General features: G+C 71.3%; 21 protein-coding genes and 1 pseudogene. 18 read left to right on the forward strand and 4 right to left on the reverse strand.

Annotated features, from left to right (window positions below; genetic code table 11):
* Positions 1-23: 23 nt before the first annotated feature.
* The 4 genes from J3S20_RS25575 (at position 24) to J3S20_RS25590 (ending at position 4,999) form a co-directional block, all read left to right on the forward strand.
* Positions 24-1,346, forward strand: coding sequence for an aminotransferase class I/II-fold pyridoxal phosphate-dependent enzyme (locus tag J3S20_RS25575; RefSeq protein ID WP_216839746.1), 1,323 nt, complete (start codon positions 24-26; stop codon positions 1,344-1,346).
* Positions 1,343-2,458 (forward strand): GNAT family N-acetyltransferase, encoded by a 1,116-nt coding sequence (locus J3S20_RS25580; protein WP_216839747.1) that lies wholly within the window; start codon positions 1,343-1,345, stop codon positions 2,456-2,458. The genes J3S20_RS25575 and J3S20_RS25580 overlap by 4 nt, the downstream gene beginning before the upstream one ends.
* Positions 2,459-2,595: 137 nt before the next feature.
* A complete protein-coding gene (locus tag J3S20_RS25585) occupies positions 2,596-3,930 on the forward strand; it encodes a capsule biosynthesis protein (protein ID WP_216839748.1) in 1,335 nt (444 codons plus the stop codon).
* A gap of 106 nt (positions 3,931-4,036) precedes the next feature.
* Positions 4,037-4,999: a Bug family tripartite tricarboxylate transporter substrate binding protein gene (locus J3S20_RS25590; protein ID WP_216839749.1), complete on the forward strand. Its 963-nt coding sequence runs from the start codon at positions 4,037-4,039 to the stop codon at positions 4,997-4,999.
* A 6-nt stretch (positions 5,000-5,005) separates the two neighbouring features.
* Here the strand turns inward: J3S20_RS25590 and J3S20_RS25595 are convergent, their stop codons facing one another.
* Together J3S20_RS25595 and J3S20_RS25600 are read right to left on the reverse strand one after the other, a co-directional pair.
* Entirely contained in the window at positions 5,006-5,776 is a 771-nt protein-coding gene (locus J3S20_RS25595; protein ID WP_216839750.1) for an SDR family NAD(P)-dependent oxidoreductase, read from the reverse strand.
* Positions 5,773-7,653 carry a capsular polysaccharide export protein, LipB/KpsS family gene (locus J3S20_RS25600; protein ID WP_216839751.1) on the reverse strand — a complete coding sequence of 627 codons (1,881 nt, stop codon included), beginning with the start codon at positions 7,651-7,653 and terminating at the stop codon, positions 5,773-5,775. The genes J3S20_RS25595 and J3S20_RS25600 overlap by 4 nt, the downstream gene beginning before the upstream one ends.
* Before the next feature lie 48 nt (positions 7,654-7,701).
* Between J3S20_RS25600 and J3S20_RS25605 the strand changes: the two genes are divergently transcribed.
* The 8 genes from J3S20_RS25605 (at position 7,702) to J3S20_RS25640 (ending at position 15,921) form a co-directional block, all read left to right on the forward strand.
* Entirely contained in the window at positions 7,702-8,121 is a 420-nt protein-coding gene (locus tag J3S20_RS25605) for a DVU3141 family protein (RefSeq protein ID WP_216839752.1), read from the forward strand.
* Entirely contained in the window at positions 8,118-8,957 is an 840-nt protein-coding gene (locus J3S20_RS25610; protein ID WP_216839753.1) for an ABC transporter permease, read from the forward strand. The genes J3S20_RS25605 and J3S20_RS25610 overlap by 4 nt, the downstream gene beginning before the upstream one ends.
* Positions 8,958-8,970: 13 nt before the next feature.
* A complete protein-coding gene (locus J3S20_RS25615; RefSeq protein WP_216839754.1) occupies positions 8,971-9,621 on the forward strand; it encodes an ABC transporter ATP-binding protein in 651 nt (216 codons plus the stop codon).
* Positions 9,622-9,727: 106 nt separating this feature from the next.
* Complete coding sequence (locus J3S20_RS25620; protein ID WP_343215305.1) at positions 9,728-10,801, forward strand: capsule biosynthesis protein; 1,074 nt, start codon at positions 9,728-9,730, stop codon at positions 10,799-10,801.
* 222 nt (positions 10,802-11,023) lie between these two features.
* Positions 11,024-12,778 (forward strand): polysaccharide biosynthesis/export family protein, encoded by a 1,755-nt coding sequence (locus J3S20_RS25625; RefSeq protein ID WP_216839755.1) that lies wholly within the window; start codon positions 11,024-11,026, stop codon positions 12,776-12,778.
* A gap of 142 nt (positions 12,779-12,920) precedes the next feature.
* On the forward strand, positions 12,921-13,901 hold the full coding sequence (locus tag J3S20_RS25630; RefSeq protein WP_343215306.1) for a tripartite tricarboxylate transporter substrate binding protein: 981 nt from the start codon (positions 12,921-12,923) through the stop codon (positions 13,899-13,901).
* A 48-nt stretch (positions 13,902-13,949) separates the two neighbouring features.
* Positions 13,950-14,864 (forward strand): DUF1835 domain-containing protein, encoded by a 915-nt coding sequence (locus J3S20_RS25635; protein ID WP_216839756.1) that lies wholly within the window; start codon positions 13,950-13,952, stop codon positions 14,862-14,864.
* Positions 14,865-14,955: 91 nt separating this feature from the next.
* Positions 14,956-15,921, forward strand: coding sequence for a Bug family tripartite tricarboxylate transporter substrate binding protein (locus tag J3S20_RS25640; protein WP_216839757.1), 966 nt, complete (start codon positions 14,956-14,958; stop codon positions 15,919-15,921).
* A 3-nt stretch (positions 15,922-15,924) separates the two neighbouring features.
* On the opposite strand, the gene J3S20_RS25645 is transcribed toward J3S20_RS25640, so the two are convergent.
* Entirely contained in the window at positions 15,925-16,356 is a 432-nt protein-coding gene (locus J3S20_RS25645; protein WP_216839780.1) for a nucleoside deaminase, read from the reverse strand.
* 110 nt (positions 16,357-16,466) lie between these two features.
* Between J3S20_RS25645 and J3S20_RS25650 the strand changes: the two genes are divergently transcribed.
* The 5 genes and pseudogenes from J3S20_RS25650 (at position 16,467) to J3S20_RS30995 (ending at position 21,154) form a co-directional block, all read left to right on the forward strand.
* A complete protein-coding gene (locus J3S20_RS25650; protein WP_216839758.1) occupies positions 16,467-17,180 on the forward strand; it encodes a gamma-glutamyl-gamma-aminobutyrate hydrolase family protein in 714 nt (237 codons plus the stop codon).
* A pseudogene (locus J3S20_RS25655) lies at positions 17,177-17,962 on the forward strand (pseudouridine synthase); the annotation flags it as partial. The gene J3S20_RS25650 and the pseudogene J3S20_RS25655, both read left to right, overlap by 4 nt.
* Before the next feature lie 136 nt (positions 17,963-18,098).
* Positions 18,099-18,656 carry a 16S rRNA (guanine(966)-N(2))-methyltransferase RsmD gene (rsmD, locus tag J3S20_RS25660; protein ID WP_343215307.1) on the forward strand — a complete coding sequence of 186 codons (558 nt, stop codon included), beginning with the start codon at positions 18,099-18,101 and terminating at the stop codon, positions 18,654-18,656.
* Between the two features lie 143 nt (positions 18,657-18,799).
* Entirely contained in the window at positions 18,800-19,567 is a 768-nt protein-coding gene (locus J3S20_RS25665) for an EAL domain-containing protein (RefSeq protein WP_216839760.1), read from the forward strand.
* Positions 19,568-19,717: 150 nt separating this feature from the next.
* The gene (locus J3S20_RS30995) at positions 19,718-21,154 is read left to right on the forward strand and encodes a methyl-accepting chemotaxis protein (RefSeq protein WP_281419616.1); all 1,437 of its coding nucleotides are present in this window, start codon (positions 19,718-19,720) and stop codon (positions 21,152-21,154) included.
* A gap of 31 nt (positions 21,155-21,185) precedes the next feature.
* Here J3S20_RS30995 and J3S20_RS25675 read toward each other — a convergent pair whose 3' ends face one another.
* Positions 21,186-22,541: a glycosyltransferase family 4 protein gene (locus J3S20_RS25675; protein WP_216839762.1), complete on the reverse strand. Its 1,356-nt coding sequence runs from the start codon at positions 22,539-22,541 to the stop codon at positions 21,186-21,188.
* Between the two features lie 203 nt (positions 22,542-22,744).
* Here J3S20_RS25675 and J3S20_RS31310 point away from each other — a divergent pair.
* Positions 22,745-22,838, forward strand: a 94-nt coding sequence (locus tag J3S20_RS31310; RefSeq protein ID WP_216839782.1) for a sugar phosphate nucleotidyltransferase, incomplete at its 3' end; no start/stop codon positions are given.

A 22,838-nucleotide genomic window follows, 5' to 3' on the forward strand; every position in this document is an offset into this window, starting at 1 on the left:
GGCAGGGGGTTCGGCAGGCCAGGATGAGTCGCGGTCAAGGGTTCGGGCTCTCCAACGCCGCCCGTCTGGCGCTCGTGCAACGCTTGGCGCGGCGGCGCGAGGGGCAGGAAGCGCAGGCGGCCTCCGACCAGCGCGGCTTCGGCGCCATCCAGGGCCTGCGCGACTGGGGCCTGATGCGGGAGGCGATGGGCGCGCTGTCCATCGAAAGCCCCTTCTTCCGCGCGCATGAGGGGCGGGCGGGCGCGCACAGCCTGATCGGCAACCGCGACACCATCAATTTCGGCTCCTACGACTATCTCGGCCTGAATGGCGACCCCCGGCTGCACCAGGCGGCGGCGGCGGCCATGGCGCGCTACGGCATCTCGGCCAGTGCTTCCCGGCTGGTTTCGGGCGAAAGGCCCGTGCATGGCGAGCTGGAGCGGCGGCTGGCGGCGCATTATGGCCAGCAGGCGGCCCTCGCCTTCGTCAGCGGGCATGCGACCAACGTGACCGTCATCGGCCATCTGATGGGCCCGCGCGACGTCATCGTGCATGACGCCGCCATCCACAATTCCTGCGTCGAGGGCGCCAAGCTCTCCGGCGCCCGGCGCGTCTCCTTCGCCCATAACGACGCCCGGGCGGCGGAGCGGGAGATGGCCGCGGTGCGGCGCAGCGCCGGCCGGGCGCTGCTGCTGGTGGAGGGGCATTATTCCATGGACGGCGACGTGCCGGACCTGGCCGCGCTGCTGCAGGTGGCCCGCAAGCACGATGCCTGGCTGATGGTGGACGATGCGCATGGCCTCGGTTGCGTCGGCGCCACCGGCAAGGGGGTCTTCGAGGCGGCGGGGGTCGACCCGTCCGAGGTCGATATCTGGATGGGCACCCTGTCCAAGACGCTCTGTGCCGCCGGCGGCTATATCGCCGCGCGCGGCGACCTGATCGACTGGATGCGCCATACCGTGCCGGGTTTTGTCTATTCGGTCGGGCTGTCGCCGCCGCTTGCCGCTTCCGCGGCTGCCGCGATGGACATCATGGCGGCCGAGCCCTGGCGGGTGGCGAAGCTGCAGGCCAATTCGCGCCTGTTCCGCGACCTCTGCCGCGCCAAGGGCTTCGATACCGGCAGTTCGGAGGGCCTCGGCATCGTGCCCGTGGTGCTGGGCAGTTCGGTGCGCGCCATCCGCGTCTCCGCGGCGCTGCTGGAACATGGGGTGAATGCCCTGCCCATCGTCTTCCCGGCGGTGCCGGAGAAGCTGGCACGGCTGCGCTTCTTCCTCTCGGCCGAGCATTCCGAGCAGGATGTGCGCGACGCGGTCGCGGCGCTGGTGGCGGCCACCGACGGTGTCGCGCCAGCCGACCTGGCCGGGTGAGCCTCCGCACCGGGCCCGTCCTCACCGCTGCCGAGGCGCGGGCCTTCCACGCGCTGCCGGGCCGGCTGCGCGGCCTCGGCTGGTCCGTGCCGCTGCGGTGGGAGGAGGCGCGGATGTTCGATCCGGGCTTCTTCGGCTTTTTGGGCGACCATGCGGTGGCGCGGTTTCTGGCTTGGCGGGAAGGCGAAGTGGTGGGCCGCATCGCCGCCTGCGTGCCGCAGGATGCGGCGGCGCCGGCCAGCTTCGGCTTCCTCTGCGCCGAACGGGACCCGGCGGTGGTCGAGGCCCTGCTGGCCGCGGCGCGCGGCTTCATCGCCGCCGCCGGCCGGGCGGAGATGACCGGACCGCTGTCCTTCACCATCAACCATGAGGTCGGCGCGCAGATCGGCTTCCACGATCGCCCGCCCATGCTGCGCATGCCCGGCACGCCGGACTGGCTGCCGGCGATGCTGGAGGCGGCCGGCCTGGCGCCGGTGCAGGATGTGGTGGCCTGCACGCTGGATGTGCCGGCGGAACGCCATGCGGCGCGCTTCGACCAGCTTGCCCTGAAGCGCCCGGCCGACATGGCGCGGCTGCGGCTGCGGGCGATGGACCGGCGCGACTATGCGGCGGAGGTCGCGCGTATCGCAGACCTCTACAACGATGCCTGGGGCGCCAACTGGGGCGCCGTGGCACTGCGCCCGGCCGAGGTGGCGAGCCTCGGCAAGCTCCTGCGCCCCCTGCTTTTCGCCGGCGAGGTGGTCTTCGCCGAATGGGACCGCCAGCCGGTCGGGCTGGTCGCGGTGGTGCCGAACCTGGCCGCGGCCATGCCGGCGGATGGGCGGCTGCTGCCCTTCGGCTGGGTGCGGCTGGCCGCCGCGCTGGCGGGGCGGGTGGGATCAGCGCGCGTGCCCATGCTGGGCATCACCCAGGCCTTCCGCGGCCACCCCGCCTCCGCACTCGCCATGGGCGCGCTGCTGCGGGAGGCCATCGGGCTCGCCGGGCGGCGCGGCTGGAACAGCCTGGAAATCTCCTGGATCCTCGAGGGCAATGCGGCCATGCGCAACGCCATGGCGCGGCTTCCGGCGCCGGTTTCCGGGCGCTGGCGGATCTGGCGCGGTACGACCCTGTGAAACGCGGCGACATCGCGCCAGGCGGTCCTGGGATTGACAGTGCCGGCCCGCTTGGTGGCTATGCGGCATCCATGTCGTCGTCAGACCCCTTCGCTTCCGTTCCGGACACTGGATTGGAAGGCAGCCTGCCCGGTGGCATGCCGCTGGAAAGCTGCACCGGGCCGCATTCCCAGCCGGGGCGTGTTGCGGGGGCCCGCCCTGGACCGCGCCGCTTCCTCTTCCTGCAGGGCCCGATCAGCCCGGTCTTCGCCGAGGTGGCGGCCGGGCTGGCGCAGCTGGGGCATGAGGTGCACCGCATCAACCTCTCGCTCGGCGACCGGCTGTTCTGGCAGCAGCAGCCCGGCCTGCGGAAGGCGGTGGATTTCCGGGACCGGGAGAGCGCCTGGCCGGAGTTCATCGGCAGCTACCTGGACCAGCACGGCATCACCGATATTCTGCTGCTGGGGGAACAGCGCGACTACCATCGCGCCGCGATCGCCGCGTCGCATCAGCGCGGCATCGCGGTGGCGGTGACGGATTTCGGCTATTTCCGGCCAGACTGGGTGACGCTGGAGCGGGACGGGATGGGCGGCGACAGCCATTTCCCGCGCGACCCGGCGGCCATTCGCGCCCTGGCCGCTGGCCTGCCGCCGGCCGACCTGAACGAGCGCTATCGCGACGACTTCCGCCTGCAGGCCATGTGGGACGTGGCCTATCACCTGGCGAACCTGGCGCCCTGGCCCTTCCCGCATTACCGCAGCCACCAGCTGCATCACCCGGTCACCACCTATTTCGGCATCGCCCGGCGGCTGCTGCGCCGGCGCGCGGAATATGCCGAGGGCGAGCGCGCCCTGGCCCGCATCGGGGACGCGCCCTTCTGGCTTTTTGCCATGCAGATGGAGACCGATTTCTCGGTCCGCGCCTATTCGCCCTATCCCGACCTCGATACGCCGATCGCGGAGGTGCTGGACAGCTTCGCCCGGATGGCGCCGGCGGCGGCGCATCTGCTGGTGAAGGTGCATCCGCTGGACCCCTGCGTGAAACGCTGGCCCCGCCGGGTGGCGGCCATGGCGGCGCGGGCGGGCGTCAGTGGCCGGGTGCATGTGGCGCATCACGGCGCGCTGGACGCCATGCTGCAGCGGGCGCGCGGGCTGATCACCATCAACAGCACGGTGGGGCTGCGGGCACTGGCGCTGGGCCGGCCGGCCAAGGCGCTGGGACAGGCGGTGTGGAACGTGCCCGGCCTCGCGCATCAGGGGCCGCTCGACCGCTTCTGGGCGGAGGCGATGCTGCCCGACCTGGAGCTGCGCGATGCCTTCCTGGCTGCGCTGCAGGGCACGACGCAGCTGCGCGGTGTGTTCTACGGGCGGGAGGGCCGGGTGGCGGCGGTGCAGGCCATCGTCCAGGCGCTGCATGCCGACAAGGTCGGCCCGCGCCTGCCGGAAGCCGCGCCCGGACTGCGCGACGCGGGGGCATCGCAGGCGGCGGGCTGAGGCGCCACCGCGCCCCGCGAAGCCGGAGGTTTACGCGCGCGCGCCCATCTCGTTACTGTTTCGCGACGGGGCCGAAGAGCCCTGGCGGGATGGGAAGGAGGGTCGCATGCACATCTCACGACGCAGCCTGATGGCCACGGTGGCGGTGCCCGGGGTGTCCCTGGCGCAGGGCCGCTGGCCGAACCAGCCGGTGCGCTTCATCACGCCCTTCGCCCCCGGCGGCGGGGTGGATACGCTGGTGCGGCTGGTCTGCGCCAAGCTGGGCGAGCTGTCCGGCCAGTCCTTCGTGGTGGAAAACCGTGCGGGCGCGGGCGGCAATATCGGCATGACGGCGATCGCGCGCTCACCGGCCGATGGCACGGTGATCGGGCTGGGCTCCGTCTCCTCCCTCGCGATCTCGCCGACGCTGCGGCCCAACATGGCCTTCGATGTGGAGCGGGACTTCACCTATGTCGGCGGGCTGTGGCAGCTGCCGAACCTGTTGATCGTCAACAAGGACGTGCCGGCGCAGACGGTGCCGGAGCTGATCGCGCTGATCCGCGCCAATCCCGGCCGCTATACCTTCGCCAGCCCCGGCTCCGGCACCACCGTCCATTTGGCGGGCGAGATGTTCAAGCAGATGGCCGGGCTGGACATGGTGCATGTGCCCTATCGCGGCGGCGCGGCGGCGCAGCTGGATGTGCAGGCCGGGCGCGTGCACATGATCTTCGACAATATCCCGCAGAGCCTGGCCAGCGCGCGCGGCGGCCAGGCCCGGGCGCTGGCGGTCACCGGCCTGGAACGCAGCCCGCAGGCGCCGGAGGTTCCGACCATGGCGGAATTCCTGCCGGGCTTCGAGCTGACCTCCTGGGCCGGGATCGTCGCCCCGGCGGCGCTGCCGCGGGCCATGGTGGAGCGGCTGGCGGAGCTGACGCGCCAGGCGCTGGCCAGCCGCGACCTGCAGGCGAAATTCGCCGAGAATGGCGCGACCCCCTGGCCGATGGGGCCGGAGGCGCTGTTCGACTTCCGCAGGGCCAGCGCCGCCCAGCTCGCCCCGGTGATCCGCGCCTCGGGCGCCGTGGTGGAATAATGGAGGTCAGCCCTCCGGGCTGACCCGAAAGCGCATGCGCCGCACCGCCCAGTCGCCCAGCCGGGGCGGCAGCAACCCCAGAAGCCGCAGGCCGAGCGCCAAGGCCCAGGGGAAGGCGGCGCGCGGCGCGCCGGCGGCGAGCGCGCGGTGCACGCGATCCGCGGCCTCGTCCTGGCTGAGCACGAGCATCCGCCGGCCGTGGAAGCGCGCGCCCATGGCGCTGTCGAAGAAGCCCGGCGTCACCACCGTCACCCGGATGCCGGCCGGGCCGAGCTGGGCGCGCAGCGCCTCTCCCCATCCGATCAACCCTGCCTTGCTGGCGCAATAGCCTGGAAAATCCGGCAGGCCGCGCAGCCCGGCGACGGAGGCGATGAGCCCGATGCGCCCCGCCCGCCGCGCCCGCATCCCCGGCAGCAGCGGGCCGACCAGGTTGATGGCGCCGATCAGGTTCACCGCCACCTGCCGCGCCGCCGCCGCCGCATCCTCCGGCGTGCCATCCGGCGTGGTGCCGGCGGAGGTGCCGGCATTGGCGATGACGAGATCGACCGGCCCTGCGGCCTCGAAGGCCGAAAGGGCGGCGGCCAGCGTCGCCGCCTCGGTCACGTCGCAGGCCAGGGTGGTCACGGTGGCGCCGCGCGCGCGGCAGGCCTCCGCCACAGCCTCCAGCGCCGCGGCGCTGCGGGCGGTGAGCAGCAGGCGGGTGCCGGGCGCGGCCTGGCGCAGCGCCAGCGCGGCGCCGAGCCCGCGGGAGGCGCCGGAGATGACCACGCCCGTCATCGCCAGCCCCGCATCCAGGCGATGGCGCGGGTGACGAAGCCCTGGGCGGCGCGCAGCCGGGCGCGGCGGCCGGGAGGAAACAGGTCGGGGCGGTCCATGCGGTCCAGCAGCACCTCCGGCGGGCAGGGCAGCAGGGTGAGGGGGTCGATGCAGCGCGGATAGAGGATCAGCGCCCCGGCCACCAGCTCGTCCAAGGTCAGGCGGCGGGTCCTGGGTGGTGTCGCAACCGGGCCGTGGTCGGTGGTCAGGCCCCAGCCGGCATAGAAGGGCGTACCCCAGCAGGTCACGGGCAGGCCGCGCAGCAGCGCCTCGAAGCCGGTGAGGGAGGTGATGGTATGGACCTCGTCCACCAGCCCGAAGAGCGGCGCCATGGGCGCGCTGCGCAGCACCTGGTCCGCCACGCCGTCCAGCTCCGCGGCGGCGATGCGGCCGCGGCGGAAGCCGGCCTCGATATCCGGGTGCGGCTTGTAGATCAGCCAGGCCTCCGGCGCCGCCGCGCGTACCGCGCGCAAAAGGTCCAGGTTGCGGCGGATGGCGCCGGCGCCCTGGCGGATGGAGGCATCGTCCTCCACCTGGCCCGGCACCAGGATGCGGCGCCGGCCGGGCGGGGCGCCGATGGCGGGCACCGCGCCGCCCAGATTGTACTTGGTGACCCCGCGCGCCACCACGGCCCGGCGCAGCGCCCGGGCGCGGGCCAGCAGCGCCGGCGGGAAGGTCTCGGTTGCCAGCAGCCGCGCCAGGTCGCTCTCCCGCCCCGGATCGTAATAGGGGCCATGCTGGTCCAGCGCGAAGGAGGCGCCGGCCCGAAAAGCGGCGCCGAGGCCGGCGGAGCGGATGAAGCCATCCTCCAGCCAGGCCAGGGGCACACCGGCCGCGGCGCAGCGCGCCGGCAGGTCCTCCGGCGCGCTGGCGGACCAGGCCAGCAGCGCGCCGCCCCGGGCCTTTGCCAGTGTGATGGCCCGCGCCGGGCTGCCCGCGAATGCGGGTGGGGGGCTGGCGGAGGCGAGCAAATCGCGCAGCCGCTCGCGCTTGTAGGGGTGCACGCCGAGGCAGGCGGCGATGCCGCGCGACTCCGCCTCCCGCTCCCGCCACAGCGCCAGCAGGTCCAGCGCCGCCTCGATGGTGCAGGGCTGGCCGCTGAAGGGGTCGGCGGCGCGGGTTGCGGCGAGGATCGCGGCCCAGATGGCGGTGGGGTCGGCGCCGTCCAGCGGGCCATCGGCCAGCGGCACCCCGGCGGCCAGGGCCAGCAAGGCGAGGTCGCGGCTGGCGCCGTGCAGCGGCAGGCGGGTGTCGAGCAGCCGCCAGGGGTCCGGGGCCGGCAGGCTGCCGGGCAGCACCGGCGCGCCCAGGGCGAAGGGATCGCGCAGCAGCAGCGGCTCGGCCTGCGCAGCCTGAAGGCGGCGCAGCCTGGCCTCGGCCGCTTCCTTCTGCCGCGGGTCGCAGGGGTCGAGCAGGATGCAGCGGGCCTGGCCGGTGGCCAGCGGCAGGTCCGGCAGGCCCGGCGGTGCGCCGAGCCGTCCTTCGACCATCGTGGCCATCACTGCGCGCGCCAGGGCAAGGTCCGGCTGGGCGGGCGGCGCAGCCAGGGCGTCGGCGACCGGGTCCGGACCCGCGCCGACCACCAGCAGCACCGGCACCTGCCGCGTGCCCAGGCGGGGCGGGCGGAAGGGGCCGGGCGTATAGCGCAGCTGGGCCGGCCCGGGCGCGCCGACGGGCAGCGCCGCGACCGATTCCGTCTCCGCCGCTTCGGCCATCCAGTGACCGGGGAAGAAGGCCGGCAGATGCGGCAGGGCCGCAAGCTGCGCGGGGTCCAGCCGCAGCAGCGGCGGCAGGGCCGGCGGGGGCGAGCCGCCTCCATCTTGCACAGGTCGCTGCATGTTTTTGCATTTTGCCTAAGCGCTGCCGTTCGGCTAGTGTGCCACGCCATGATGCATCGCAAACAGGCCCCGGCCCTGCCGGCTGGCTCCCCTCGCGGTCGACTGCCGCTGCGCGCCTCGGTTGCGCTGCTGGGGCTGATCGCCCTGGCGGGATGTTCCCGCGGCGTGGGGGAGGGGCTGTTCTCAGGCCCCGCCGCGGCGCCTGCAAGCGCGCCGGCCTCGACCGATCCGGTGGTGATCTTCGCCGGCCAGGCGGCGCCCGGCACCTCGCAGCGGATCGCGCTGCCGGATGGCCAGACCGCGCAGGTTCGCGTGGTGCGGGCCTATAACGCCGCCAGCGGGCGAGAGTGCCGCGAACTTCTGGTGGGATCCGGCATGGTCGAACGCTCCCGCCTGGTCTGCGCCGTACCGGGTGGGTGGGTCGAGGCCCGGCCGCTGCTGCGGGGCGGCGGGGCCGCAAGGCCGTGAGTGCCGCCACCGGCGGCTCCGGCGGCCTGCCGGGTGATCTGCCGGAGCGCAGGAGCGAGTTCTACCGAACCCTGGAAGGCCTGCGGGTGCAGGGCCGGGTAATACACGCCCTGCTGCTGCGGGAACTGCAGACGCGTTTCGGGCGCGGCCATCTGGGCTTCCTCTGGCTGTTCCTGGAGCCGCTGCTCCTGGCGGGCGTGATCGGCCTGCTGAAATCGCTGATGCAGTCGCGCGAGATGGGCAATGTGCCGCCCTTCCTCTTCGTCGTGGTCGGCTACGCGCCCTACTTCGCCTTTCGCGCGATCATCAACCGCGCCACCACGGCCTTCCAGGCCAATATGACGCTGATGTACCACCGCCAGGTGCGGCTGCTGGACATCATGCTGGCGCGCAACCTGCTGGAGATGGGTGCGGTGACCTGCGTGCTCGTCATCGTGCTGGCAGGTACGGCCTGGATCACGGACTTCAGCCCGTATGATCTGCCGACCATGGTCTTCGCGCTGCTGCTGATGTTCGCCTTCGCCAATGGCCTGGGCCTGCTGGTCGCGGCGGGCGCCGCGCGGTGGGAGGTGGTGGACCGCATCGTCCACCCGCTGACCTATATCGCGCTGCCCTTCTCCGGCGCGCTATTCGCCCTGCATTTCCTGCCGGCCAGATGGCGGGAGATCCTGCTGTGGAACCCCCAGGCCAATATCCATGAGATGCTGCGCGACGGCATGTTCGGGGACCAGATACCGGCCTATTACGACCTGACCTATGTCATCGGCTGGGTCGTGATCGTGAACCTGCTCGGCATGGCCGCCGTGCGGGCCGTGCGCGCCAAGCTCGAGTTCTAGGGGAAGCGGGGCGATGATCTACTTCGACCGCGTCTCCAAGCACTACGATCTGCGCGGCGGCGGCAAGAAGCATGTGCTGCGCAATGTCTCCGGCATCATCCGGCCGGGCGATGCGCTGGGCATCCTCGGCCGCAACGGCGCCGGCAAGTCCACCCTGGTGCGCATGCTGGCCGGCGTCGAGCATCCGAATTCCGGCCGGATCGAACGGCGCATGACCGTGTCCTGGCCGCTGGCGCATGGGGTCGGGCTGCAGAACTCGATGTCGGGCGCTGACAATGCCCGTTTCATCGCCCGCATCTACAATCAGCCGATCAAGAAGGTGCTCGATTTCGTCGAGGACTTTGCCGAACTTGGGCCCTATATGGACATGCCGGCCAAGACCTATTCGGTCGGCATGATGGGCCGGCTGCTGCTCGGCCTGTCCTTCGCGGTGGATTTCGACTGCTACCTGATCGACGAGGTGACGGCGACCGGCGACCAGCGCTTCGTGGCGCGGGCCCAGGCGCTGCTGGCCGAAAAAACCCGCGGCCGCTCCCTGGTGCTGGTCAGCCACGTCCCGGAACACCTGAAAATGTATTGCCGCACTGCAGCGGTGCTGAATGAAGGCAGCCTGACCTTCTTCGAGGATGTCGATGAAGCTGTCGCCACCTATAAGGCCCTCTGAGGCTGTCTCCACCACCACGGGCGTCGAGGCGCCGCCGCGGCCGCGAGTCCAGCCGCGACCAAGCCTTCTCGCGCGGCTGCGGCCGAAGAGCGGGATGGGGTGGTATGTGCTGCTCGTCCTGCTACCGACCGCGCTGGTCGGACTCTACTACGCGACCTATGCGGCCGACATGTACGAGGCGGAGGCCCGCATCCTGGTGCGGGGCCGGCCGGGCGCGAACGCGTCCGGCGCCGGCGGCATCGCCAGCATCCTCGGCGCCTCGGCCGGCTCGCTGCGCACGGGTGCGGAGGAGGCGCAGGCCGTCACCTCCTTCATCGACAGCCTGGATGCGGTGAACGGGCTCGGCCGCCAGCTGGACCTCGCCGAGATCTGGCGCCGCCCCGAGGCGGACCGGATCTCCCGCCTCTGGTACGAGAACCCCGAGGCCGAAAGGCTGCTGCGCTACTATCGGCGCCGGGTGACGGTGGAATACGACCTCGAGACCGGCCTGATCACCCTGAAGGTCCTGGCCTACCGACCCGAGGATTCCAAGGCGATCGCCGAGGCGCTGCTCAGCCTGTCCGAGGAGCTGGTGAACCGCTTCTCCGCCCGCACCTCGCAGGACACGCTGCGGGTGGGCCGGGAGGAGGTGCAGATTGCGGAACGCCGGGTCATCGCGGCGCGCGAGGCGCTGACCGCCTTCCGCGAGCGCGAGCAGACGCTCGACCCGACCGCCGCCGCAGGCACGGCCGTCGAGACCATCGGGCGGCTGGAGGGCGTGCTGGCGCAGACGCGCGCGGAACTGCAGGAAAAGCAGGCCTTCATGCGGCGCGACAATCCGCAGATCCAGGTGCTGCAGAACCGCATCGCGGCGCTGCAGGCGCAGATCGCCGTGGAGCGCGCCAGGCGCACCCGGGGTGAGGAAAACCTGACGCAGCAGCTTTCGGGCTATGAGCGACTGACGCTGGAGCGCGAATTCGCCGAGCGGGTCTATGCCTCCGCCATCGGCTCGCTGGAGGCGGCCCGGGCCGATGCCCAGCGCCAGCAGGTCTTCCTGATGCGCGTGGTGGAGCCCAACCTGGCGGAACGCGCGACCTTCCCGAAGGCCATGTTCAACACCGTCACGCTGCTGGTGGCGCTGACTGTGCTCTTTGCCATTGGCTGGCTGATCATGGCCGGCGCGCGGGAACATGCGAGCTGACCAGGCCAGGCTGAAGCCGGCCCGCTGACCAAGGCGGGCCGGGCCTCGGCCCACCCGCCCGGCCCGCGCGATGCGCGCGGCGCCGCCGGGTGATGACCCGCTGCAACAGCTTGCGGGCAATCCTTCGCTGCCAGCCTCAACAGCATGGCATTTTGCGCCAGGACAGGACAATTTCACGCCGGCCAGCGGTTTGCCGGCCCCAGCTTCCGGATCGCGCCCGACATGCACCACCTCGACCGCCGCACGAACGCAATCCTGCGCCGACTGGTCCTTCTGCTGGCGCTGCTGCTGCCGGTCGCAGCCGGCGCGCAGGTGCAGCCGCCTGGCCTGACCGGGCAGGCCGCCACGCGGGGCCCCGCCGTTGGCACCTTGCCGAACCTGCTGGGCGCCGCGGCCGATACCATCACCACCTCCCGCGCCGGATCCGCCACGGCGGCGGAGGGCGGGCCGACCGCGGTGGGCCCGATCGGCGACCCTGCCCGCGCCGCGGGCCCGGCGACCGTCGTCTTCGGCGCGGCGCTTTTCACCCGGGCGCCGCCCTCGGCCACCGATACGCCGAATCCGAACTACGTGATCCGCCCGGGCGACCGCGTCTCCGTCACCATCTGGGGCTTCATCGAGGCTTCCGTGGTCGGCGTGGTGGATCCGGAGGGCAATCTCTTCCTGCCGCAGATCGGCCCGATCCGTCTGGCCGGCACCCGCGCCGGCGACGTGCAGCGGGTGGTCGAGGCCGAGGTGCGCCGCGTCTATTCGCAGCAGGTGCAGGTCTATGCCGTACTGCTGAACGCCAGCCAGGTCGGCGTCTTCGTCACCGGCCCGGTTCGGGCGCCTGGCCGCCACCTCGGCGCCGGGTCCGACAGCGTGCTCGACTACCTGACCCGCGCCGGCGGCGTGGATCCGGGCCGCGGTTCCTACCGTGATATCACGGTGAACCGCGGCGGCCGCACGGTGGTGCGGATCGACCTCTACCGCTTCCTGCTGACCGGCCAGCTGCCCAATATCACCCTGCAGGAAGGCGATACCATCGTGGTGGCGCCGCAGGGCGCGATGGTCGGGGCCGATGGCGCCGTGCGCAACAACTTCCTCTTCGAGGTCAGCGGCCGGACCATGCCGGGGCGCGAGCTGCTGAGCCTGGCCTCGCCGCTGCCCTCCGCCACCAATGCGGTGATCCGCGGCAGCCGCGGCGGCCAGCCCTTCGCGCGCTATGCCACGGTGCGGGAACTGGCCGGCCTGCAATTGCAGGACCAGGACACCGTCACCTTCATCACCGACAGTCCGGCGCCGACCGTGCGCGTCAGCGTCGAGGGCAGCCGCATCGGCCCCTCCGTGCTCATTGCGGACCGCGACACCACGCTCTGCACGCTGCTGGACCATGTGGCGGTGGACCCGGTGCTGGCGAATACGGCCGGCGTCTTCCTGCTGCGCCCTTCGGTCGCGGCGCAGCAGACGCGGGTGATCAACGAGGCGATGGACCGGCTGGAGCGCCAGCTGTTCATGTCCGTCTCCTCCACCACCGGCGTCGCCGAGATCCGGGCGGTCGAGGCCAACCTCGTCTCCACCTATATCCAGCGCGCCCGCCGCACCCGTCCGGAAGGCCGCCTGGTGGTGATGGACCGCACCGGCCGCTGCGCCGATGTGCGGCTGGAGGATGGCGATACCGTGGTCATCCCGGAACGGGTGCAGACGGTGCTGGTCTCGGGCGAGGTCTCGGTGCCGCAGGCGGTGGTCTGGCGCCCCGACATGCGCATCCCGGACTATGTGCGCGCGGCCGGTGGCTTTGCGGAGCGTGGCGTGGAAAGCCAGGTGATGATCCGCAAGGCTTCGGGCGAGCTGATCCTGGAGCCGACGGAAGGCCCGGCGCCGGGGGACGAGCTGATCGCTCTGCCGCGGCTGGATCCGAAGAACTTCCAGATCGCCCGCGACCTGCTGAACCTGATCTTCCAGTCCGCCCTCTCGGCGCGTGTCTTCATGAACTGAGGCACGCGCGGACGTGACCGACCCATCGCCGCGGCAGGAGCCGCGGCAGGGTCGTGCGGCGATTGCGGCGCGGCGCGCGGCGCGATACCAGAACAGGGCATGACCGGCCAAAGGCCGGCACCTGGCAGGGAGGCCGCACGAAGTGACCACTATTCCCACGGCGACCATCGGACGTCGCACCGCCCTCGGGCTTGGCGCCTCGCTTCTTGCTGCTCCCGCGGTCTGGGGCCAGGACCGCTACCCCAGCCGCCCGATCCGCCTGCTGGTGCCCTGGGCCGCCGGCGGCACCACCGATATCCAGATGCGCGCCTTGGCGGAACAGGCCTCCCGCCGCCTCGGCCAGCCGATCGTGGTGGAGAATCGCGCCGGCGCCGGCGGCATCCTGGGGCCGCAGCAGCTGCTGAACGAGCGGCCGGACGGCTATGTCATCAGCCAGATGCCGATCAGCGTGTTCCGCCACCCTCAGATGGCCCCCCGCGCGCTGTTCAACCCGCTGGAGGACTTCACCTACGTCATCCACCTGACCGGCTACCTGTTCGGCATCGTGGTGAATGCCGAGAGCCCGTGGCAGAACCTCCAGCAGTTCCTGGACTATGCGAAGGCCAATCCGGGCCGGGTGAACTACGGCACGCCGGGCGTCGGCACCTCGCTGCATATCACCATGGAACAGATCGCCGGCCAGCGCGGCATCGAATGGACGCATGTGCCCTTCCGCGGCTGGGCGGAGAACAGCCAGGCGCTGCTCGGCAACCAGATCCAGGCGAGCGCCGACAGCTCCGGCTGGTCAGAGCTGGTGCTGTCCGGCCGCATGCGGCTGCTGGTGACCTGGTCGGCCGAACGCGCCAAGCGCTTCCCCAATGTGCCGACGCTGAAGGAAAGCGGCATCGATATCGTCTCGGCCTCTCCCTATGGGCTGGCCGGGCCGAAGGGGATGAACCCGGACCATGTGAAGGTGCTGCACGACGCCTTCCGCGAGGCGCTGTTCGACCCGGCCCATGTCGCCATCCTGGACCGCTTCGACATGGCGCCCTTCCACCTCGGCCCGGACGAATATGCCGCCTTCGTGCGCCGGCAATATGCCGAGGAGGGTGAGATGATCCGCCGGCTGGGCCTGCGGCTTTAGTCCGAGGGCGCGCCTCGCCCACCCGGCGCGGATATGGCATCCGGCGGCATGACCTCCACCGCCCATATCCGCTGCGGCGACGACCTGCGCGACCTGCTGCCGCAGGCCGGCCTCGCCGGCAGCTACCTGCCGATCGCCGATCCGGTCTGCGTCGGCGCCGTCTCCGACGACGACGTCATGGCCTATCTCGGCCAGCGCGCCCGGGTGATCGCGCTGCATGCCGGGGTGGATGCGCAGGAAGCGCGGCTGCGGCTCGGCCGGGAATACATGGCGCTGAACGCGCTGGACCGCTTCGACCGCGTGCTGCTGTGGTTCGAGCACGACCTCTGGGACCAGGCCTGCCTGATCCGCGTCCTGTCGCTGCTGGCCGGGCGCGCGCCGCTGGACGGGAAGCTGTTCCTGATGCCGGCGGATGGCCGGCGGCCCTTTGCGCATCTGGCGCCGGCGGCATTGGCGGCACTGGTGCCGCAGCCGCTCGGCGCGCTCCAGCTTGAAGCGGGCGCCGAGGCCTGGGCCGCCTTCGCCAGCCCGGATCCCGTCGCGCTGGACCGGCTGACCCGCCGCGCCTTGCCGCTGCCGCATCTGGCCGCCGCGATGCGCCGCCATCTGCAGGACCTGCCCTGGCGCAGCGATGGCCTGGCCCTGACCGAGCGGCGCCTGCTGCAGGCGGTGGCAGAGGGAGCGGAAGATGAGGCCGCGGTGCTGCGCGTGCTGTTGCAGGCCGACCCCATCTTCCAGGTGACCGACCTGATCCTTCGGGACGTGGCGCGGCGCCTGTCCGCCCTGCCGCAGCGGCTGATCACGCCCCATCTGCCCTGGCGGCTGACCGAGCGCGGCGTCGCGGTGCTGGCCGGCACGGCGCGCCACCGCTCGACCCCCCGCTTCCAGGGCGGGGTGCAGGTGCGGCCGGATCCCGCCTGGTGGTGGGACCCGCGCGCGGCAGGGGTGCACCAGGCCACCTGACGCGCTCCTGGCAGGTTGAGCCCCTGGCAGGTTGAGCCCCGGGCGGCGCTGCGCCATGCTCCGCCCAGGGGAAACGTCAGGACAAATGACCATGCGGATGCGACGGATGGCGGCGGCGCTGGCGCTGCTGGGCGGGCTGGCGGGCGTGCTGCCCGCGGTGGCGCAGGAGGCCTGGCCGAACCGCCCGCTGCGGCTGGTGGTGGGCTTCCCGGCCGGCGGTCCCACCGACATCCCCGCCCGCATCATCGCGGAGAAGCTGCGCGGCCAGTTCAGCCAGCCGGTGGTGGTGGAGAATCGCAGCGGCGCCGGCGGCCGCATCGCGCTGGACCATGTGCTGGCGCAGCCGCGGGACGGCCATACGCTGCTGGTCTGCACCTATATCGACGCGCTGAATTCGATGAGCGCCAGCCGGCCCTATGCTTTGGGGGAGATGGCGCCGATTTCCCAGATCACGCGGGCCTATTACGCGCTGGTCGTGCCGAACGGCCTGCCGGCCGCGAATGTCGCGGAATTCGTGGCGCTGGCGAAGGCGCGGGCGGAGGGGATGGCCTTCGGCCATGTCGGCCCGGCCTCCATGCCCAACCTGGTGGCGCGGATGTTCGAGGGTGCGGCGGGGGTCAGCATGGTGGAGGTGCCCTATCGCGGCACGCCGCCGGTGTTGCAGGACCTGATCGCCGGCCGGCTGCAGCTTTTCGTGGGCCCGCTGGTGAACACCATGCCACTGGCCCAGGCGGGCCAGGTGCGGGCGATCGGCGTCACCAGCCCGCAGCGCCTGGCCGTGGCGCCGGAGGTGCCGACGCTGGTGGAGCAGGGGATGGAGCTGGTCGCCTTCGGCTGGCTCGGCATCTGCGGCGGCGCCGGCACGCCGCCGGCGGTGGTGCGGCGGATGAACGAGCTGGTCGTGGCCGCCGTCGCCTCCCCCGAATACCGGACCGCGGTGGAGGGCACCGGGGCCGCGGCCGTTTCCTCGACGCCGGCGGAGTTGGAGCGGCTGATGCAGGACACGGTGACGCAATACGGCGCGGTGATCCGGCGCTTCAACATCCCGATGGACTGACCGCTACCGCAGCTTCGCGAAGAAGCCCCGCAGCAGCGCCGCGGCCTCGCTTTCCCGCACCCCGCCCACCACTTCGGGGGCGTGGTGGCAGGTGGGTTGGGAAAAAATGCGGGGGCCGTGCTCCACGCCGCCGCCCTTCGGGTCATAGGCACCGAAGACCAGGCGCCTCACCCGGAAATGGGCGATGGCCTGGGCGCACATGGCGCAGGGCTCCAGCGTCACCCACAGCGTCGCCTCGGGCAGCAGCTTGTCGCCCAGCGCGGCGGCCGCGGCGCGAAGCGCCAGCATTTCGGCATGGGCGGAGGGGTCGCGCCGTTCCTCCACCTCATTGCCCGCCTGGGCCAGCGGCCGGCCGGCGGCATCGGTCACCACGGCGCCAACCGGCACTTCGCCGCGCGCGGCGGCGGCGGCGGCTTCCTGCAGCGCGATCTCCATGGGCGACATGGCGCTGCTTTGCCCGGTCGCCACGGCTCGGTCGAGTGGTTTCCGCGCGCAACCCGCGCCTCCGGGCGTGCCGGCCTGTGCAAAAGTGCTATAGCGGCGGCATGAAGAATCGCCCGGTCATCGGCGTAACCCTGGATGCGGAATCGGCCGGCGGCTGGTCCAAGCTGCCCTGGTACGCGCTCCGCCAGAACTATTTTGCCAGTGTCATCGCGGCAGGCGGCCTGCCCGTGGCGCTGCCGCACCATCCCGAACTGGCGGTCGAATATCTCGATGTCATCGACGGGCTGCTGGTGACGGGCGGCGCCTTCGATGTGGATCCCGCGCTCTGGGGCGGCGGCCCGCCGCATCCGAAGGTGACGCTGAAGCCTGGCCGGACCGATTTCGAACTGGCAGCCACCCGTGCCGCGCTGAACCGGGACATGCCGGTGCTCGGCATCTGCGGCGGCCAGCAACTGCTCGCGGTGGCCCTGGGCGGGACATTGATACAACATATCCCGGACGAGGTTCCGGGCGCGCTGGCGCATGAGCAGCCCAATCCGCGCACCGAGCCGGGGCATGAGGTGGCGATCACGCCCGACACGCTGCTGGCCCGTATCGTGGGTGGTGCCCGCATGGCGGTAAATTCCGCCCATCACCAGGCCGTGGCGACGCCGGGCCAGGGCGTGGTGAATGCCCTGGCGCCGGATGGCGTGGTGGAGGGGATCGAGCTGCCCGGCCACCGCTTCGCGCTGGGCGTGCAGTGGCACCCGGAATATGCGGTGGACCCGCGCGACCCCGATATCCTCGCGGCCTTTGTCGAGGCGGCCCGCCGATGACCGACCAACCCGAAGACACCGTTGGGAACGCCGCCGAGGACAGTGCCGAGCGCGGCGAGCGCATCGCCAAGTACCTGGCCCGCGCCGGCATCGCCTCCCGCCGCGATGCGGAGAAGCTGGTGGCCGAGGGCGTGGTGAAGCTTAACGGCAAGAAGGTGGAAGGCCCTGCCACCTTCGTGAAGCCGGGCGACCGCGTATCCGTCGCCGGCAAGACGGTGGCGACGGCGGAGCGCACCCGGCTGTTCCGCCACCACAAGCCGGATGGTGTCGTCACCACCCACAAGGACCCGCAGGGCCGCCCCACGGTCTTCGAACGGCTGCCGCCGGCGATCGGCCGCGTGGTCTCGATCGGCCGGCTCGATCTGACCAGCGAGGGGCTGCTGCTGCTGACCAATGATGGCGCCCTGGCCCGCAAGCTGGAACTGCCGAGCAATGGCTGGCTGCGCCGCTACCGCGTGCGCGTCTTCGGCCATGTGGATGAGCGCGCCTTCGCGGCCCTGTCGCGCGGCATCACCATCGAGGGCGTGGCCTACGGCCCCATCGAATGCGGCCTCGACAGCCGCCAGGGCGGCATCGCCTGGCTGACGGTGAGCCTGAAGGAGGGCAAGAACCGCGAGATCCGCCGGGTGATGCAGCATCTGGGATTGCAGGTCACGCGGCTGATCCGCACCGCCTATGGCCCCTTCCAGCTCGGCACGCTGCCCAAGGGCGCGGTGGAGGAGGTGCATCCCAAGGTGATGCGCGAGCAGCTCGGCATCGGCGAGGCTCCGGCCAAGCGCCGCCGGCGCGAGGTGGCGGAGGCCGAGGCGGTGGCGGCCGCCGCGCCCCCGCCGGAACCCGCCGCGCCCGTTTCCAAGCGCCCGCCGCGCCCCGGCAATATCCCGCGCGCCCGCAACGCCGAACCGAAAAGGCCGCCCCGTGCTTCGACTCGTCGCCGGACGCCACCGCGGGCGTAGGCTCGCGGCCCCGCCGGGCGAGACCACCCGCCCGACCAGCGACCGCGTGCGCCAGGCGCTGTTCGACATGCTCTGGCACGCCCCCTGGGCGGGGCGGGAGGCGGTGGAGGACCAGCGCGTGCTGGACGCCTTCGCAGGGTCCGGCGCGCTGGGGCTCGAGGCGCTGTCGCGTGGGGCGGCGCATGCCAGCTTCCTGGAGAGCGACCGGGTGGCGCTGGCCGTGTTGCGCCAGAACGTGGCCATGCTGAAGGAGGAGGCACGGTGCAGCGTGCTGGGCGGGGACGCGCTGCGGCCGCGCCAGGCGCCGGCACCCTGTGCCCTGGTCTTCCTCGACCCGCCCTATGGGCGGGAGCTCGTGCCCAAGGCGCTGGCGGCGCTGGCGGAGGCCGGCTGGCTGGCCCCCGGCGCGCTGGTGGTGGCCGAACTGGGGCGGGAGGAGGCGCTGGAACTGCCCGGCTATGCGGAGCAGGCGACGCGGGAACATGGCGCCGCGCGGCTGGTCTTTCTGCGCGCCGGCTGACTGCGCACAGCGGCAGGCTTCCGAGCATTGTAAGGAGACGTCGTTGGACCGGGGGAACCTCGGCCAAGTTTACGAACTTCTCGTTCCTTGCGGCGTAGAAAGTTCTGACCCTGCCGAGGGCGAAATCGTATCGGACCGCGCCAATGTCCCCGAATGCAACGGCCTGTTCGACCTGCCGGACCGCCAAGCCCCTGTTTCCCTTCACCATGGCCTTCCAGCCGGTGATAGACCTGCAGGAGGTGCGGATCGACGCGCATGAGGCGCTGGTGCGCGGACCTGGGAACGAGGGGGCGGCGAGCGTGCTGGCCCAGGTGAATGCAGGCAACCTCTACGCCTTCGACCAGGCCTGCCGGGTCAAGGCGATCGAATTGGCGACGCGTCTCGGCATCGACTGCCAGCTCAACATCAACTTCCTGCCCAATGCGGTCTATGAACCGAGCGCCTGCATCCGCCAGACCCTGGCGGCGGCGCGGCGCTGCGGCCTGGCTCCGAACCGCCTGACCTTCGAACTGACCGAGGGCGAGCAGGTGGTCGACCTGGCACACACCCGGGGCATCTTCGAGGAATACCGACGCCAGGGCTTCCAGGTGGCGCTGGACGATTTCGCCACCGGCTATTCGGGCCTGTCGCGGCTGGCCGACCTGCGCCCCGACATCATCAAGATCGACCGCGCCCTGGTGCAGGATTGCGATCGCGACCGCGTTCGGCTCGCCATCATCGCCAGCCTGGTCCGGCTGGGCGGCGACATCGGGATCAAGGTGGTGGCGGAGGGATTGGAGCGCCGCGAGGAGGTCGAGGCGCTGCGCGTAACCGGCCTGCGCTACATGCAGGGCTTCTACTTTGCCCGTCCCGTCTTCGAGGGACTGGCGCCTTCCGGCTCAGCCCTGGCGGGCCTACTCTGCCCGGCCTGACGGGCCTCGCCCGACTGCCGATACGCCCCTAGGGCCGCCGGCAAGCCTAAGCCTTGGGTAAGACTTCTCAGTCATCCTGCGCACCCGCGTTAGGCTGCGTGAGGCACCCGGATGTTAGGCTACAGGCTTCGAACAGCGAAGGCGTCTGGCATGAGTGCCCTGGACGCCCTGCGTACCAATGTGATGATCGCCGATAGCGAGCTGAACATCACCTATATGAACGCTGCGGCCATCGCCCTGATGCGCGAGGCCGAGGCCGATCTTCGCGCGGAACTGCCGCAGTTCAGCGTGGATCGCCTGATCGGCAGCAATATCGACATCTTCCACAGGTCGCCCGCGCATCAGCGCAAGATGCTGGCCGCGCTGGAGGTGCCGCACGCCGCCACCATCCGCATCGGCAGCCACGCCTTCGACCTGCTGGTGACGCCGCTGCGGGATGGCGGGCGGCGGACCGGCTTCGTCGTCGAATGGGCCAATGCCAAGGATCGCCTGCAGAACCTGGACTACGAGGCGCAGTTGGCCGCCATCAGCCGGTCCCAGGCCGTGATCGAATTCGCCACCGACGGCACCGTGCTGCACGCCAACGACAATTTCTTGAAGGCGCTGGGCTACAGGTTGGAGGAAGTGGTGGGCCAGAACCACCGCATCTTCGTCGATCCGGCGGATATGGATCCGGTGCGCTACAAGGCCTTCTGGGATGCGCTGCGGCGCGGCGAGTACCAGGCCGCGCAGTTCCGGCGCATCGGCAAGGGTGGGCGCGAGGTCTGGATCGAGGCCGCCTACAACCCGATCTTGGACAGCCATGGCCGGGTCGCGAAGGTGGTGAAATTCGCCACCGACATTACTGCGCAGGTCCATCTCCTGACCAACCTCAAGACGATGATCGACCGCAATTTCGGGGAGATCGACGAGGCGATCCGCAATTCCACCGCCGAGGCCGATACAGCCTCCGCCGCGGCGGGCGAGACGGCCAGCAATGTGCAGCTGGTCGCCGCGGCCGCGGAGGAACTGGCCGCCTCGATCGGCGAGATCTCGCGCAGCATGGCGAATTCGCGCGCCGCCACGGATGCCGCCTTCGACCAGACCGTGAGCGTGGCGCATAGCACGGAGGCGCTGGCCAATGCGGCGCAGGCGATGACCAGCATCGTCGGCCTGATCCGCAATGTCGCCAGCCAGATCAACCTGCTGGCGCTGAACGCGACCATCGAGGCCGCCCGGGCCGGGGAGGCGGGCAAGGGCTTTGCCGTGGTCGCCAGCGAGGTGAAGAACCTGGCCGTGCAGGCGGCGCAGGCGACGCAGCAGATCTCGGGCGAGATCGACGGCATCCAGGCCACCTCCGCCGCCGTGGCGGGGGCGCTCGGTGCCATCCGGGATGCCGTCACCACCGTGCGCGAAAGCGTCACCCAGACCGCCGCGGCGGTCGAGGAGCAGAGCGTGGTGACGCGCAGCATGTCCGGCAACATGCACGGCGCCTCCACCGCCGTGACCTCCGTCTCCACCAGCGTGAACGGCATCTCGAATGCCGTGCTGAAGGCGGCGGAAGCGGTGGCGACCACGCGGCAGGCGGCGGAAGTGCTGGTCCGCTGAGGCGCCGGCCTCGGCGGCCAAGGGGGGCTGGTTAGCCGCCGAGGCGGATGCCCAGCTTGGCGTACATCTCGGTCAGCCGCTGGCCGTAATGCGCGGCATCAAAGAGCACGGCCTGCTGCGGACCGCGGGCCGCGAGCTCCGCGCGCAGCTCGTCCTGGCCGTCCAGCGCCTGGATCGCCTCCGCCATCGCCCTGGTGTCGTAGGGGTCGACGGTCAGCGCGGCCTCGCCCACCACTTCGGGCAGGGAGGAGGTATTGCTGGTCATCACCGGCGTGCCGAGCAGCATCGCCTCCAGCGCCGGCAGTCCGAAGCCCTCGTAGAGCGAGGGAAACAGCAGCGCGCGGGCGCCGCGGATCAGGCTGACCAGCAGGCGGAAGGGCGCATAGTCCAGCAGGATGACGCGGTCGCGCAGCTTGCGGGTCAGCGACTGCACGCCGTCATAGGGGCCGGGATCGGCCATGATGCGGTGGTCATCGTCGTAGATCAGGCCGAGCTCCTGGCGCATCTGCCAGGCCTGCTTGCCGCAGATCACCAGCGGCTTCGTGCTGCCGGAGGCGAGATAGGCCTCGATCAGGCGCCCGACATTCTTCTTCGGCTCGATCGCGCCGAAGAACAGCCAGTACTCGCCCCAGTCCAGGCCGAAGGCGCCCTTCACCTCGGCGCGGGCCAGGTTCTCCGGCTTGCGCGCCAGGCGGTCCGGAATCTCGACGGACTGGTAGGTATTGGAGATCTTCTCCGCCGGGATGCCGAGGAGGTTTATGATGTCCCGCTTCGAGGCCTCGCTGACCGTCACGATGTGGTCGGCATGGTTCGCGATCGCCCGGCAGGTGCCCAGGTAGCGGCGCTTCACGTCCAGCGTCGCATAGGGCATGCGCAGCGGCACCAGGTCGTGGATGGTGTAGATGTTCTTCGTGCCCTCGATGCGGAGCGGCAGCGGATAGGTCCAGTGCATGACGTCCTGCTGATCCGGCAGGCGGACACGCCCCATCTTGTTCTTCACGCCGAAGCTCTGCACCGCCGCGCGGAACAGCTCTGGCACATTCCAAAGCCTGTCGGCATGCGGCAGCCGCGCCTCCAGCCCCTGCCGGATCACGCGGTCGGTCAGGGGTACCGGCAGGGCGTCCTCGCCGAAGGACAGCTTCACGCCATGAAGCGCGTCGTCGATGGCGCGTTTCAGCCAGTGCGGCGGCTTCGGCCGGGCATCGTAGAGGGTGACCTCGCGCAGCAGCTCGTCTTTGCCGACGGAGCCGCGCTGGCCGTAGAGCACGCCGACTTCTGCCCCCAGATTGCCCAGGCAGCGGGACAGGTTCCGGGCGTAGGTCGCCACCCCCGTGCCCTGGTCCAGTGCCAGGTTGTAGCCGTCGATGGCGATCCGTGGCTTCGACACCCGCGCCCCCCTCCTCAATTGGCCTGCGTCCTGCGCCGGCCGGTTAAGCGGGCTGCGGGAGCCGCCGTCAACCTCGGCGTCAGGGCGGTGCCGGTCCAAGCCGGCGGGCGCGACATGAGGCGACACGGTTCGACCCCGCCTTCGCCTTTCTTTTTCCGTAGCCCTGCGACATACGGAACGCTCTCCCCGATAGGTGAAACCAGATGCCTGAGACTGCTGCGCCGCCCGCCTCGGACCTGATTGTTCCTGTGATCCTGTGTGGCGGCACGGGCAGCCGGCTGTGGCCGTTGTCGCGGG

The organism is Falsiroseomonas tokyonensis (genome assembly GCF_019024325.1).
Taxonomy (GTDB): Bacteria; Pseudomonadota; Alphaproteobacteria; order Acetobacterales; family Acetobacteraceae; genus Falsiroseomonas; species Falsiroseomonas tokyonensis.